At 72.8% G+C, this 14575-nt stretch carries 10 protein-coding genes; 3 read left to right on the forward strand and 7 right to left on the reverse strand.

Annotated elements, in window-relative coordinates; genetic code table 11:
• Positions 1-144 precede the first annotated feature (144 nt).
• Positions 145-1260 (forward strand): nitronate monooxygenase family protein, encoded by a 1116-nt coding sequence (locus AB0G16_RS14925; protein WP_362804367.1) that lies wholly within the window; start codon positions 145-147, stop codon positions 1258-1260.
• 59 nt (positions 1261-1319) lie between these two features.
• Positions 1320-3131 (forward strand): hypothetical protein, encoded by a 1812-nt coding sequence (locus tag AB0G16_RS14930; RefSeq protein WP_362804370.1) that lies wholly within the window; start codon positions 1320-1322, stop codon positions 3129-3131.
• A 58-nt stretch (positions 3132-3189) separates the two neighbouring features.
• On the opposite strand, the gene tgmC is transcribed toward AB0G16_RS14930, so the two are convergent.
• Genes tgmC through tgmA form a run of 3 tightly spaced genes read right to left on the reverse strand, consistent with a single transcriptional unit; the run spans position 3190 to position 5556 of the window.
• Positions 3190-4320: an ATP-grasp peptide maturase system methyltransferase gene (gene tgmC, locus AB0G16_RS14935; RefSeq protein WP_362804373.1), complete on the reverse strand. Its 1131-nt coding sequence runs from the start codon at positions 4318-4320 to the stop codon at positions 3190-3192.
• Positions 4317-5267: an ATP-grasp ribosomal peptide maturase gene (gene tgmB, locus AB0G16_RS14940; RefSeq protein WP_362804375.1), complete on the reverse strand. Its 951-nt coding sequence runs from the start codon at positions 5265-5267 to the stop codon at positions 4317-4319. Before tgmB ends, tgmC begins: the two co-directional genes overlap by 4 nt.
• Before the next feature lie 25 nt (positions 5268-5292).
• Positions 5293-5556 carry a putative ATP-grasp-modified RiPP gene (tgmA, locus tag AB0G16_RS14945; protein WP_362804378.1) on the reverse strand — a complete coding sequence of 88 codons (264 nt, stop codon included), beginning with the start codon at positions 5554-5556 and terminating at the stop codon, positions 5293-5295.
• A gap of 167 nt (positions 5557-5723) precedes the next feature.
• On the opposite strand from tgmA, the gene AB0G16_RS14950 reads away from it, so the two are divergent.
• Entirely contained in the window at positions 5724-7166 is a 1443-nt protein-coding gene (locus AB0G16_RS14950) for a hypothetical protein (RefSeq protein ID WP_362804381.1), read from the forward strand.
• Positions 7167-7429: 263 nt separating this feature from the next.
• Here the strand turns inward: AB0G16_RS14950 and AB0G16_RS14955 are convergent, their stop codons facing one another.
• From AB0G16_RS14955 to AB0G16_RS14970, 4 genes are all read right to left on the reverse strand, one after another.
• The gene (locus AB0G16_RS14955) at positions 7430-8368 is read right to left on the reverse strand and encodes a nucleoside hydrolase (RefSeq protein ID WP_362804384.1); all 939 of its coding nucleotides are present in this window, start codon (positions 8366-8368) and stop codon (positions 7430-7432) included.
• Positions 8369-8506: 138 nt separating this feature from the next.
• Complete coding sequence (locus AB0G16_RS14960) at positions 8507-9721, reverse strand: cysteine desulfurase-like protein (protein WP_362804387.1); 1215 nt, start codon at positions 9719-9721, stop codon at positions 8507-8509.
• Positions 9722-9863: 142 nt separating this feature from the next.
• Positions 9864-11537 (reverse strand): TROVE domain-containing protein, encoded by a 1674-nt coding sequence (locus AB0G16_RS14965; protein ID WP_362804390.1) that lies wholly within the window; start codon positions 11535-11537, stop codon positions 9864-9866.
• A 725-nt stretch (positions 11538-12262) separates the two neighbouring features.
• Entirely contained in the window at positions 12263-14413 is a 2151-nt protein-coding gene (locus AB0G16_RS14970) for a family 16 glycoside hydrolase (protein WP_362804393.1), read from the reverse strand.
• Positions 14414-14575: the final 162 nt, after the last annotated feature.

Consider the following 14575-nt stretch of genomic DNA (forward strand, 5'->3'; position numbering starts at 1 on the left):
ACCCCTCTCCGGGGCCTGGGATTGGAACGCGTTACACATTTTTCAACGGTGATTACTCACGAGTAGCTTAGGTTTCCGGGCAGAAGAAAGGTTCTACAGTAGAACACGTTGCAGTTCCTTCCCGGCCGGTCGTACAGTCACAGCATGCGGACACGTGTAACCGACATGCTCGGGATAGAGTTGCCGATCTTCGCGTTCAGCCACTGCCGTGACGTCGTCGCCGAGGTCAGCCGTGCCGGGGGGATGGGCGTGCTCGGCGCCCTCTACTTCACCCCCGAGGAGCTCGAGACGGAGCTCAAGTGGATCGACGACCACGTCGACGGGAAGCCGTACGGCGTCGACGTGGTCATGCCCGCCTCCTACGCCGGCTCCGACCTGGGCGTGGACTCTCCCGAGGACCTGGTCGGGCGCCTCGCGGGCATGATCCCCCAGGGGCACCGGGAGTTCGTCGACGGCCTGCTCGCCGCCCACGGCGTGCCGCCCCTGTCGGACGGCGCCGACGCCGGCAGGGTGCTGCTCGGCTGGACCGACGCCACCGCCCGCCCGCAGGTGGAGGTGGCGCTGCGCCACCCGATCGCGCTGCTCGCCAACGCGCTCGGCCCGCCCCCGGCCGACGTGGTCGAGCAGGCCCACGCCAAGGGCGTGAAGGTGGCCGCGCTCGCCTCCACCCCCCGTCACGCGCTCAAGCAGGTCGAGGTCGGCGTGGACATCGTCGTGGCCCAGGGCACCGAGGCCGGCGGGCACACCGGGGAGATCTCCACGATGGTCCTCATCCCGCAGGTGGTGGACGCCGTCGACGTCCCGGTGCTCGCCGCGGGCGGCATCGGCGACGGCCGGCAGATGGCCGCGGGGCTGGCGCTCGGCGCCGAGGGGGTGTGGACGGGCTCGATCTGGCTGGCCGTCGAGGAGGCCGACACCCCCGAGATGGCCAGGCGCCGCATCCTGGAGGCCACCTCGCGCGACACCGTCCGCTCGCGCTCCTGGACCGGCAAGCCCGCCCGTCTGCTGCGGAACGAGTGGACCGACGCCTGGGAGGCGGCCGACTCGCCCGGCACGCTGCCGATGCCCCTGCAGTTCATGCTGGTCTCCGACGCGCTCCGGCGGATCGGCCGCTCGGAGGCGGCCGAGCTGGCGACGTTCCCGGCCGGGCAGATCATCGGCGCGATGAACCAGGTCAGGTCCACCCGGGACGTCGTCTTCAGCATGATCGAGGAGTACCTGGGGGCAATAGAACGATTGGGTCGCATTACCGAGGAGTAGGTAGCTCCTCCGGGGCGCATACGTTAGGAACTCATCCAGAGCGACGAGTTTGGAGAACGATGGCGTCCCCGCAGGTCACAGATCGTGCCCCCGCGTCCCGGGCCGGTGCCCCGCGTCCGGGCTCCCGGGGCCGGCGGGTGCTCGCCGCCGCCCTGGCGCTCGTCGTGGCCCAGCTCGCCTGGCGGGCCACGATCCTGAACCGGGGCGGCTTCTTCGGCGACGACCTCAACATGATCGGGCGGGCCACGGCCGAGCCGTTCGACCTGGGTTACCTCTTCGGCGTCTACTCCGCGCACGTGATGCCGGTGGGGATGATCGCCAACAAGCTGATCGTCGTCTTCGGCGCCTACGACTGGACGGTGACAGCGGCGGCGCTGCTGCTCCTCCAGCTCGCCGCCTCCCTGGCCGTGTACCGGATGCTGCGCGTGCTGTTCGGCACGCGCTGGGCGATCCTGGTGCCCTTCGCGCTGTACCTGTTCTCCCCGCTGGCGCTGCCCGCCTTCTACTGGTGGGCGGCGGCGGTCCAGGCGCTGCCGCTGCAGATCGCCATCGCCCTGTCGGTCGCCTCGCACGTGACGTTCCTGCGCTCGGGGCGGAGGGCGGACGCGCTGGTGACCGGCCTGTGGTTCCTGTTCGGGCTCTGCTCGTTCCACCTCAAGGCCGTCTTCGCGATCCCCCTGCTGCTGGTCCTGGTGACCGTGCTGTACTTCCCGGCCAGGGAGCGCCTGCGCTCCCTGACGACGGCCTTCGGCGCGTACGCGGCCATGGCGGGCGCGTACTCGATCCTGTTCGTCCTGCAGCTCGACCGGCTGCACGGCCAGAGCGTCGAGACGCCCGGGGCGGAGGTGGCGGGGCGGGCGGTGGCCCGGATGCTGGGCGTGACCTTCCCGGTGCTCGCGGCCGGAGGCCCGGGGAACTGGTGGTACAAGTTCTACGCGGTGCCGCCGCCGCTGATGATCGGCGCGGCCTGGACGCTCGTCGCGGCGGTCGTCGCCGTCACCCTGTTCTTCCGGCGGGGGGCCTGGAAGGCGTGGCTGATCCTCGCGGTCTACCTCCCGGTGCTGATGGTGCCGATCCTGGCCGGGCGCGCGTTCGACAGGGCGCTGGGGGAGGAGGCCCGCTACCTCGCCGACGCCGTCCCGGTGCTCGCCCTGTGCCTGGCGCTGGCCACCCTGCCGCTGCTGGGCGAGGCGCGGCCGTACCGGCGGCGGGTCCCGGCCCGGGGCGCGGTCAGGGCGGCCTGCGTGACGCTGGCGGTGGCCGTCACCGCCCTGTCGGTGTACTCCGGCGAGCGGTACGTGGCCGGCACCGAGCCGGGCCGCGCCGAGATCCGCGCCTACCTCGCCTCGGTGCGCGCGACGCTCGCCGCGGCCCCGCCCGGCACGGACGTCTACCCCCAGAAGACCCCCTACGACCGGTTCGGCTTCGGCTACGGCGACGAGGGTCTCAGCAACCTCACGCTCAGCCCGCTGGCCCCGCCCGAGCTGGCCGCCCTCATGCGCAACCCGCGGCCCGCCGCCGCCCCGTTCGTGCTCGACCCCACCGGCCGCAGGCTGGTCCCGGCCCGGTTGACCGGCCCCTACGTCGCGGCCCCGGGCGGCTGTTTCCCCCAGCGGGGCGGCGTGATCTCGCTCCCCCTCGTACACCGGGGCGGCGTGGTCGTCCTCGGCCTCGACTACCGCTCGACCGCCCGGACGGCCGCCTACGTGCGGGTCGGCGGACAGGAGGTCGAGGTGGTCTTCGAGCAGGGGGCCGGGAAGATCCACATCCCGTTCACCGAGCCGGGCCGCTCGGTCCGGGTGGAGGTGCTCTCGGCCGAGGCCCAGGTCTGCGTCACCGGCGGCCTCTTCGGCGGCCCGACCCCGAGGTAGGGCCGCCCCGGCCGGGTGAGGAGAGAGGCCCCGTCCGTGGGCGGCATCGTGTCCGACGTCAGGCGGGCAGGTCCCAGGAAGGGCCGTCCGGCTCGCCCAGCCACACGTACTGACGGTCTCCGGTGACGGTGAGGCCGAACGCCGACTGGTGCGGAGCCCCGGCCCTCTGCCAGAGCAGGACGGCGTCCTCGACCGCGTCCCACAGCCGCACCGGGCCATGTTGATGCACGATCCACCCGCCGCCGGGATCCGGTCTGACGTCGGCTCGAGACCCGGTGCCGACGTCCAGCAGGATCGTCATGCCGTCGCTTGACGCCCGCTGGGCGGCCGGCGCGGCGAGCTGGGCGACGAACAGGGCCGCCTCGTCGTCCAGAATCGCCGGGTCGATCCGCGACTCCCGAGCCGGGCCGGTGCCGGTCGCGATCGGCGGCCGGGGCGGCGGCATGTGGGAGCGGGCGCGCATGAAGTACAGGTCCTCCTTGAGGAACCGGCCACTCGCCGTCCCTTCACCCTCACAGATGAGGTGGGCGAAGGCGACCCCGCCCATCCACCCCCACATGGGCGTGGTGATGTTCCCGCCGACGCGGACCTGCCTCATCCACGCCGGCGGGATGGTCCGTACCGAGCAGGTGCCGATCAGCCGGTCGTAGGGGGCCCGCTCGGGCCAGCCGTGCAGACCGTCGCCCACCACCAGCGTCGGCGCGTACCCCGACTCCGAGATGGCCTTGCGGGCGCGTTCAGCCACGGCCGGGTCGTACTCGACGGACGTGACCGCGTCGTCGCCGAGCCGGTGACACATCAGCGCGGTCGAGTAGCCGGTGCCGGTGCCGATCTCCAGCACCCGGTCACCCTCGCCGATCCCCGCGGCCTCCAGCATCATCACGACCAGGCTCGGCGTCGTCGACGACGAGCTGGGCGATCCCGTCACCGTGTCCGCAGCCTCGGCGAGCGTGCCTTCGACCTGCGTCACCCACGTCTCGTCGGTGTAGACCATGGCCAACCAGTCGCGTTCGTCCATGCTGGCGCGGCGGACGGCCGTCCACCCGTCACCGCGGGCCGCATCCGCACGCAGGAAGACGGCGTCCCCGACGAACACCTCGCGTGGCACCGCTTCCAGCGCCTTGCGCCAGCCGGCAGACCCTACGGTGTCCGCCAGCGTACGGCGGAGCATCGTGGCTGTTTCGCTCACGACCACCATCCTTCCAGGAGCAGGTCGGCGATGGCCTGGGCCATCGCGTCGGCGTCGGGCAGCCAGGCCCATTGCCCGTTCGGGTTGCACTCCACGAACACCCATCGTTCCGTCTCGGCTTCGAGCGCGAAGTCGAACGCGCCGAACACCAGCCCGAAGTGATCGAGGTAGGCGCACAGGGCGTTGCTGATCGGCTCGGGGACGTCGATGGGGTCGTGGGCCAGTTGCTCCCAGTCGCCGCTGCGCCAGTCGAGCGCACCGTCCGGAGTGCTGATCCGGTGCGCGAAGACTTTCCGGCCGATCACGGTGACCCGGGCATCGGCGATCTTCGGGATCTCCTGCTGGAACAGGTGGGCGGTGACGGCCACCGACTCGTCCAGTTCCTCAGGGGTTATCTGCTGCGTCCAGATCGCTGACCGGCTGCCGTCCGGGCCCGGGGGCACGCCTCGGAAGGATTTGTAGACGACGGGTCCCTGTTGAGCGAACGTCCGTGCCTGCCGCACGTCGTTCGTGACCAGGGTGCGAGGAACGGCCAGCCCGAGCTGGGCGGCCGTCTGGAGCTGGGCGGGCTTGTAGTCGGCGCGGCCGATCGCGTCGGGGTGGCTGACGTACACCGCGCCGTGCAGGGTGCGCAGGACGCCGCCGAGCCCATGCTGAGCCTCGGCGGCGCTGAACTGCTGCTCCACAAGCGGCAGGCAGGCGAACCGAGAGACGTAGGAGGTGGGGCGGCGGTAGTACACCGCCCCGACCTCCGCGAGCCCGATGTCGCGGCTCGGCGTACGCAGCCGGCCGTCCCACTCCGTGTGCTCGTCGCCGATGGAGGCGCCGAACAGCAGATCCGTGCCGATGTCCGCCGGGTCGACGCGGGCGACCTGGACGTGGCGCTCGTTCAGCACCTCGATGACCAGGTTGGCCGTGACGTCTTCGGCTGACGTGAGAACCAGCACGATCTGTCGTGGGGGCCGCACCGGATCAGCTGTCGGTGTTGGAGTCGTCGGCGACGTTGGAGCTGCCGCTGGAGCCGTCGCTGCCGCCGCCCTTCGACGTGGTGACCGTGACCTTGCTCTTGGCCATGTCCACGATGCCGGCGGCGCGGTCACGGAAGGCGGTGGTCTGGGTCGCCGGATCGAGGGTGACGTGGTCGTACGACGCCTCGGCCCGGGGGAGCGGGGCGGTCGCGCGGGTGAGCCCCCAGGGGATCGAGGGGAGAAGTGAGTGTTCTGCGGTGATGATCATGGCGGGTCCTCCGGTCGGTGGTGCCTGTCGGCTTGTTCTCTCACGGTCCTCCCTGTCGAAGGCCACGTCATTGCCGATCCGCATGCCGCTCATTGAGGGTGAGGGGTCAATCACCTCACCGTGTCCTGCGCGGTGAGTATCCGCTCGGTTACAGTTCGCCTGCCGGTGTGCTCGACATGTGGAGGCCCAAGGTGGGGCAGGTCACCAGGTCAAGACGCGCACAGATCCAACGCGAGGCCGCTGCCCTGCGGATGCGCGGGCAGTGCGACGGTTTCCCGGTGGAGCGGATCGTCACCGCCATCCGCAGCGCCTTTCCGGAGGTGTCACCGCTGGAGGCGTGGCGGCTGGCGCTGGGCTGGTCCCGGGCCCAGACCGTCGCCCGGATCGGCGACCTCTACCTCTCCGACGGGTTGAAACCGACCGCCCTGTCGGAGGCGATGCTGTGCCGATGGGAGCACGGCCCCGACCGGCCGGGCCCGGAGTACGCGACGATGCTCGCCCGCGCCTACGGGGCGCACCCCGACCAGCTCGGGTTACGGCCACGATGCGTGTGCGGGGACGGGGAGCCGGGATACGGTCGAGCCGAGGCCCACCCTGGGTGGGTGCCGGTCCTGCTGCCAGGAGATGCGATGACCACAGCCAGTGGACTGCCCGCCGTCCGGGAGTCGCTACGTCTGGCCCTGCTGGACGCCCCGCGCGGCGGCCCGGTGGTGGTGGAGCTGGCCGAGGCCGCGGTGGAGCACTACGCGCTCACCTACTCCCGCCACGCGCCGAGCGTCCTCTTCGACGAGGTGCACGCCGCCCGCGGACTCCTCGGAGACGCGCTGGCCGCTCCCGCGGACGATGTGACCGGCGTCGAGTTGCGCCGCGCGGCCGGATGGCTGTCGGCGCTGCTCGGCAACCTCGCGTTCCACCTTGCCGATCACAGTGGCGCCCGCGCGCACCTGGCGGTCGCCATGGCGCTCGGCGAGCACGCCGGCGATGCTCGCCTGGTGTCGTGGGTCCTGGGGGCGTCCAGCATGCTGGCCCGTGCCCACCACGACCTTCCCGCCGCGCTGACCCACGCGCAGGCCGGGCTGGAGCGCGCCCCGAGCGCACCGGCGCGGGCTCAACTCCTGGGCTGGGCCGTCCTGCCGTCTCTGGCCGGGCTCGGCCGGACGGCCGAGGCCGAACGCGCTCTCAGCGAGGCGACGGCCATCCTCTCGGCGGATCCGACCGGCGGCGCCCCGGGGCGGTTCGGGTTCGACGCGGCCGAGCTCGATCTGCACGAGGCGGAGGCGTGGCTGGCCCTGGGCCGCGCCGACCGTGCCGTTCGCCGCGCCGAGGCGTCGGTGGCGGGCTGTGTGCTCCACGCGCCGGGGTGGGCGGCGGCCACGCTGGTGCTCGCCCAGGCGGAGGCGTCGACCCGGCCGGGGGACGCGGCGGCGCGCGCTCTGGGAGTGCTGGAGCAGGTGCCGGCGGATCGGCTGCGGTCCACCTCCCGGGAACGTCTTCGGCGGGTGGCGTCCACGCTGGGGGAGGTGGATGTCGCCGCGGTGCGGGATCTGCGCGAGCGACTGCGGGTGCTGCCGCCGCCCGTCGACGTGCATGGGCGTGGCGCTACCGCATGAGGACCCGGGAGGAGCCACGTCCCGTTCACCGAGCCGGGCCGCTCGGTCCGGCTGGAGGTGCTCTCGGCCGAGGCCCAGGTCTGCGTCACCGGCGGCCTCTTCGGCGGCCCGGCCCCGAGGCAGGGCCGCCCCGGCCGGGTGAGGAGAGGTGTTCCCGGACACGCCGGCCGGGGCCGGCCGGGAGCGGGGCGGGTGTTCTCACGGCCGTCCCCGTTCGTGCCGCCGGGGAGGAGCCCCCGGCCGGCCGCCGGCGCTGAGAGCGATCACGGGGTCTCGGTGGCGACGGGCGCACCGGAGACGACGTCGGCCCCGTCCGGCCCGATGTTCTCGCCGACGAAGACCTCGAAGAACCGCTCGTGGTCGATCGAGGTCGTGATGAACGTCCCGCTGCCCGCCGCCGGCAGCACGCCCCATTCGCCCCTCTCCCGGATCACCTCGACCTCCGCCCAGGTGGCGATGGCGCGGTCGAGAACCACGCAGGCCGCGGTGGGGTCGTGCAGCAGCTTCCCCTCGGGCCGCTCGCGCAGGTAGTGCTCCATCCCGGCGAACACCAGGGCGAGCCCGGCGGTGCGTTCGCGGTACGGTCGCAGCCGCTCGTGGAACTCCCGGTCGTAGAGGACGCCGTGGGTGACGTTCTTGGACACCAGTTCACGCCGTGCGATGCGGTCCTTCGAGGACAACGCCAGCAGGGCCGCACGGGGCGCGCCGTTGAAGTTGAACGTCGGGCAGACGGTGCGGCCCTCGAACTTCGGCAACCGGTGCTCGGGCGGCACGACGTTGTCCCCGGCGAACCCTCCCTGAGCCACCCAGCGGCTCAGCCTCACCTCCGGGCAGGCGCCGAGAAACCGCCCGAGGTTGCGCGGGGGGCCGCCGGTGAGCAGGGTGGCCCCCGGATGGCTCCGCAGGGTCCCGGCGATGACATCGGCGGGTGGCGCGTCCGGCGGCGCCCCGCGGCGACTGCCGAGCCAGCGATGGTGGAAGCCCGACACGTGGTCCTTGCCCGTTCCCGGATCGACGGCCCCCACCGCGACGTCATCCAGATCCAGGAGTCGCAGCACATGCCTGACCAGCCCCACCTGGGCCGGCGACCCGGGGGTGACGGTGACGGCACGCAGCCGTATCGCGGGATGGCCCCCGACCAGGCACAGGGTCAGTATGTCGTCGGGATCCTGGGTCTCCAGGTCGAGGATCAGATCCGGCATCGCGCAGACGTCCTTTCTCGAACCAGGCGAAACCCCCAGAGCATGCCGCGATCGTATTTATCAGTCACAAAACAGAGCAATTGATTTGATCGGGTACGCGGCTCTGCCGGGTGCGGGTCCGTCCCGGCTCGGGGCGTCTCATCGGGCCGAGGTGCCGGCCAGCTCGCGGACGCCCTCCAGGAGCCGGTCCACGTCGGAGGCGTCGGTGTAGGGGGCGATCCCGGCGCGGACCGCGCCGGTGTCGCCGAGGCCCAGCCGCCGGGAGCACTCCAGGGCGTAGAAGTTGCTCGCGGGGGCGTTGACGCCGCGCCCGGCCAGGAACCGGTAGACCTCGGCGGGCTTGACGCCGTCGACGGAGAACAGCGTCGTGGGCGTGCGCTCGCGCGTCGCCGCGCCGTACGAGGTCACCCCGGCGATCTGGGCCAGGCCGGTGTCGAGCCGGTCGAGCATGGACCTCTCGTGCGTCTGCAACGCGGCCATGGAGGCGGCCAGCCGGTCGCGCCGGGTCCCCTCGCCCGGCACGAGGCCGGCGAGGAAGTCGACGGCCGCCGTCGTCCCGGCGAGCAGCTCGTACGGCAGCGTGCCCAGCTCGAAGCGCTCGGGCACCGCGTCGGCGGAGGGCAGCAGCTTGTCGGGGTGGATCGTCTCCAGCAGGGCGGGATCGGCGGCGAGCACGCCCAGGTGCGGGCCGAGGAACTTGTAGGGCGAGCAGGCGTAGAAGTCGGCGCCGAGCCGGGCCAGGTCGACCGGCGCGTGCGGCGTCAGGTGCACGCCGTCGACGTAGAGCAGGGCCCCGGCCGCGTGCACGCGCTCGGCGATCGCCGGGACGTCCGGGCGGGTGCCCAGCAGGTTCGACGCGGCCGTGACGGCCACCAGCCGGGTGCGCCCGCCGAGCAGGCCGGCGATCTCGGCGACGTCCAGCTCGCCGCGCCCGGGGTCGAAGTCGGCCCAGCGGACCGTGACCCCGCGCGCCTCGGCCGCCTGCACCCAGGGCCGGATGTTCGCGTCGTGGTCGAGCCGGGTGACGATCACCTCGTCGCCGGGACGCCAGTCCCTGGCGAGCGCGCGGGCCATGTCGTAGGTGAGCTGCGTCATGCTCCGGCCGAACACGACGCCCTCCGGCCGGGCGCCGAGCAGGTCGGCCATGGCCTGGCGGGCCTCGGTCACGATCCGGTCGGCGCGCCGCTCGGCGGCGGTCTCGACCCCCCGGTTGGAGACCGCCGACCCCAGCGCGCCGGCCACGGCCCGCGCGACCGCCTCGGGGACCTGGGAGCCGCCCGGCCCGTCGAAGTGCGCCGCCCCCTCGTCCAGGGCGGGGAAACAGGCCCGTACGGCCGCCACGTCGTATGTCACGGAGTCTCCTTCGTCGCGCCTCCCGCCCATCCTGCCAGGGTGCGACCGGGGAGGGCGGACCGGTACGCGACCGGCCCGCCCCCGCCCCCCGCCGGGCCCGGGGAAGGCCGGTCGTCACGGCGAGCGTGCGACCGGCCCCCCCTCAGCGGCTCCGGACGAAGGCGTTCACCACCGCCGGCAGCGACGCGTCCAGGCCCGCCATGTTCAGCACGCCCGCGTCCCGCGGGTCGCCGATCGAGTGCCCGGCGGCGGTCATCGCGGTGACCACGACGCGTGCCTCCGGGTTGACCGCCTTGCGGTAGGCGGCCAGCGCCTGGCTCGGGTGGGAGCGGCCCGCCCAGGTCTCGTTGTCGGTGAACACCACGATGCCGTCCACGCGCAGCCTCTTCCGCAGTGCCCAGTCGAACGGGAGCGACAGGTCGGTGCCGCCCCCCGAGGGCCTCCAGGAGGCGATCTCCCGCAGGTTCGTCCGCGCGCTCACCCTGGAGGCGTGCACGGCGGTGTCGACGTCGATGACGTGCACGTTCCCCCTCTCGACGCGGGCCAGCATGAGCGCCATGGCGCAGCCCACCTCGTACGGCGAGCCGATCTCCGACCCGCCCACGGTGAGCCGGCCGCCCCAGGTGCCGCTCATCGACCCCGAGGAGTCCACGGCGACCAGGAGCCGCTTCCCGGACGGCTCGACCGTGCCGAAGGAGAGCTCGTAGGTCTCCTCCAGCGCGTCCAGGATCGCCGGGACGGGCCGCCACGTCCGGGCCTCGGCCCGCGGGTTCGGCCGGGAGGCGCCGGAGCCGTAGACGCGCAGGGCCAGCCAGGCGTCCATCGGGTGGATCCGCGCCCGGACGAGCGCCTCGGCGTCGGTGAGGCGCTCGACCGCGCGGCGGGTGGCGTCGCCCAGGGGCGTGAGCGTGCCGATCACGGTCATCCGCGCGAGGTTGCGGATGAGCGCGGTCAGGCCGACGGTGTCCACCAGCGCGTCCCAGACCTCGGGCTCGCGCAGCATCGCGTCCGGCAGGAACTCCCACGGCACCCGCAGCTCCGACACGACCCGCACGGCCTCGGACGGCGTGGTGACCGCCTTGGCGGTGAGGAACCGGTCGACCGCGGGCAGCGCCTCGCGGGCCGCGTCGTCGCCGACGTTGCCCGCGATCCAGCCGAACAGCGCCCGGTGCGCGGGCGTGGCGGCCGCGGGGTGGGCGATGCGCAGCACGTCCCGCAGCGCGAGCGTCTCCCCGGCGGGGGTCCTGCGCTGCGCCGCCTTGCACGCCCGGAACGCCACCGCGTCCGGCTCGTTGCGCAGGAACCAGCTCGCCAGGGTCGTCCGCAGCGCCCGGCCCGCGACCAGGGCGGAGCCGTTGCGGCTCGCCTTGCCGCCGAGGCTCTTGAGGTAGCCGACGAACATCGCCAGGTGGTCGGTGGTCCGCACGACGTGCGGGAACGCGCCCTTGACGGCCTGGCGGGTGGCCGGGTCGCCGCGGGCGAACGCCGCGGCGAGCGCGAAGACGGCCGGGCGGGGCTTGGGCGCGCGGGGCGGCCGGGCGGTGGAGACGTCCAGGATCGTCCGGACGGCGCGGGGGCCGTCCTCGGCGATCGCCTCGAACAGCACGCCGGCGTTGTCGGCCGTCAGCTCGTCCTCGCCCACGTAGTACGTGCCCCCGGTCGTGCCGAGGATCAGGAAGTCCTCCAGCCTCTCCCAGACGTCCTTGGCGAAGACGTAGCCTCCGGCGTTGTTGCGGACCTGGTCGCGGCGTCCGGGGATGCGCCGCATCTGTGACGTCGCGATCATGGAGATCCTCGCGAGTGGATCACGTGCCATGGCGCCTCTCCTTCACTGGCTCGACCCGCCGGGGGGCGGATGCGGGGACGCGGCCCACCGGGGTGCGGGCACGCGAAAGGGGAGGGCGGATGTGGTGTCGAGCGCCGGGCTTTTCCAATCGCTCTGCCGTCTGAGCTACGTCGTGGCCGGGCCACGGCGGCGGGACTCGAACCCGCGACACATTGATCCCATAACCGACGTTCTTCGACCCGCCCTCCCCTTCCGGTCGGTCCTGCCGGTGGTACGGATGTGGGAGCTCCGACCGGCATAGGTGTCCTGGGCCGCTGGACGACGGACCCGTGTGGTGGATCCGGCGGGATTCGAACCCGCGTCACCCGCTTGGAAGGCGGTAACCGATCGAGATTCGACCCGTACCGCCGGCAGGACCGACCAGCTCACCGGGCCGGGAGAAGACGCGGATGTGGCGACTCCGGCCGGATTCGGGACCCGAGGGTCCCTTCAGGAATCGAACCTGGTGAACCGATGACCGACCGGATTCGACCCGCGCCCTCTCCGAGCCCGATGAACCACGTGAAACGCTACAGAGCCATCCGAGACCGCGCACCTGCATTTCCGGCGGCACGGGCGCCGGACCGCGCGCTCGCCCCCCGCCGCCCGGGGCACCCCGTGCCGCCGCGTTGGGACCCGGGACGCCCCGTGCCGTCGCGTGGGACCGGAAGCCCCGTGTCCCTCGCGTGGTTCCGGGGCGTCCCGGGTCCGGAGTCCTACGGCGTCGTGACGATCAGGTCGTCGAGGGTGGCGGTGCTGGTGTGCATGCGGAGGCCGACCCTGCCGACCGCCGGTCCGGTGGCGGCGCCCCAGGTGAGCACCTGGGTCCCGTCGACGGAGCAGGTGACCGCCGAGCCGGACACGCTCACCCTGAGCGTGCGGAACGCGCCGGGGACGACCGGGAGGGAGGCGGAGGCGACCAGGGTGAGCGTGCCGCCGCTCCTCCTGTACAGGTCGGCGGTGTCGGTGCCGTCGTTGATCCGGAACAGGTAGAAGTCGGCCGGGCCGGCGTACCGGAGGACCAGGCCCGCGTTGGCGCCGGCGTTGTTCAGCCGGACCCGGCCCTGGACGGTGTAGTCGGTCCAGGCGGCCGAGCCGGTGACGGCGAGGCTCTCGCCGGCGGCGACGGAGGTCTGGGAGTACGCGCCGCCGGTGATCGACCACGTCCCGCCGGAGGTCGTCCAGCCCGCCGCGTCGCCGTCGCCGAAGTCGTCCGCCAGCAGGACGGTGGCGGGGACGGCGGCCGACTCGTGCGCGCCCCGGTCGGGGGCGCCCTGGTAGAGCGCGGTCCCGAAGAAGTCCCGGCCGCCGGAGGGGGAGACCGCGACGCCGCTGTCGATCGCGGGCGAGCCCGGCCGGAGCCTGTAGGCGCCCGCGGAGGCCAGGTCGGTCGCGCCGCCCGGCGCCACGAACCGGGGATCGGCGACGATCTCGTTCGGGTCGCCGGGCTGGGCGGCGTTGGCGCCCCAGTAGAGGTTGTGGTCGTAGGTGACGTTGCCGCTGACGCTGTAGGCGCCGCCCGCCTGGTTCACGAAGATGTTGCCGACGTAGGCCACCTGGCCGGTCGAGGTCCCGGTCATCTGGCCGGTCTGCCCGGCCGAGCGGTAGAAGACGTTGTTGTGGACCCTCAGGTCTCCCGAGCCGTTGACCAGGTGGAACACCCCGACGCTGCGGTCGAGGTCGTTCTGGGAGATGTTGTAGCGGAAGACGTTGTCGTCGGTCTGGTCCATGACGAGCAGCGTGCCGCCCTCGTTGTCCTGGCTGTAGTTGTACTGGTAGACGCTGCGGTAGACCCTCTGGTCGAAGTCCCAGGGCTGGCCGTCGCCGTCGAGCCTGCGGGTGCGGAACGCCTGGTTGAACTGGAAGACCGCGTCGGTCGTGGCGTACATCCACTGCGCGGCGACGACCGCGATGTCGTCGAGGTAGGGCAGGGTCGAGGTGGTGGACTCGCCGATCCGGTCGGTGGTGTTGCGCTCGACGAGCGGGGCCAGCCCGGAGCGGACGAGGATCCCGTCGCGGTGGATCCGGGTGACGGTGTTGCCGCGGATCACCAGGTTCCGGAAGGCGTCCATGTCGTGCGCCCACGTGGTGTTGAGCAGCGCGTCGGTCATGGTCTGGATGCCGGTGTCGGCGACGTTGTCGACGGTGTTGCCCTCGATGAGCACGTCCGTCCAGGTGCTCTCGGGGCCGGTGGCGGTCCCGCGGGCGTGGAGGTTGATCCCGCCGGTCCGCCGGTCGGTGCCGAACACGTCGTGGACGTACATGTTCCTGACGTGGATGTGGGCGAGGTCCCCCGCGCCGGTGCCCTCGCCGACGACGAGGACGCCGCTGCGCCGCCGGTCGGTGGGCTGCTGCCCGCTGGTGATCTCCAGATCGCCGATCTCCCAGTGCGAGACGTTCCTCAGCCGCACCCCGAAGCCCTCGCCGCCGACGGCCGTGTCGGCGAAGTCGACGACGGGTCTCGCCCCGGTGCCGTACCGGCCCAGGACGATCGGCGATCCGGCGGCGCCCGAGCCGTGCAGGTCGAGGTACTGGCCCGTCCAGACGCCGCCGGACCTGAGCAGGACGCGGTCGCCGGGGCCGAAGGTCTGGGCGTTGACCTTGCCGAGCGTCTTCCAGGCCGTCGAGGGCGAGGTGCCGGCGGCGGCGTCGGAGCCGGCGGTCGCGTCGACGTGGTAGGTGGTCCCGGCCACGGCGGCGCGCGAGGCCACGGCGGCGCCGGCCGGGAAGGTCGTGGCCGCGACGGTGCGGGCGGCCCCGGCCGCGCCGGCGGGGGAGGTGCCCGCGGACGCGACCTGGGGCGGGACGTGGGGAAGGAGGAGTGCGGTGACGAGTGCCAGGACGGCCGAGGCGCCGGAAAGCCCCACGCTGATACCTCTGATTCGTATTAGTAATACATGACCTGCGAAAACATCTGCTCCCCCGATTCGTACCGGGAAGGTAGCCGCCGGGCTTCGGGGTCGTCAAGGGCGGGTTTCCGGCAGGTTTCGAGATCCTTTCGCCGAAGGTGTTGACAGGACCCGGTCCGG

The sequence above is a fragment of the Streptosporangium sp. NPDC023615 genome (assembly GCF_040640155.1).
In the GTDB taxonomy this organism is placed as follows: Bacteria; Actinomycetota; Actinomycetes; order Streptosporangiales; family Streptosporangiaceae; genus Streptosporangium.

Coding starts and splice junctions, on each gene's coding strand:
- AB0G16_RS14925 (WP_362804367.1), top strand. CDS start 145: ATGCGGACACGTGTAACCGACATGCTCGGGATAGAGTTGCCGATCTTC.
- AB0G16_RS14930 (WP_362804370.1), top strand. CDS start 1,320: ATGGCGTCCCCGCAGGTCACAGATCGTGCCCCCGCGTCCCGGGCCGGT.
- tgmA (WP_362804378.1), bottom strand. CDS start 5,556: ATGATCATCACCGCAGAACACTCACTTCTCCCCTCGATCCCCTGGGGG.
- AB0G16_RS14955 (WP_362804384.1), bottom strand. CDS start 8,368: ATGCCGGATCTGATCCTCGACCTGGAGACCCAGGATCCCGACGACATA.
- AB0G16_RS14965 (WP_362804390.1), bottom strand. CDS start 11,537: ATGGCACGTGATCCACTCGCGAGGATCTCCATGATCGCGACGTCACAG.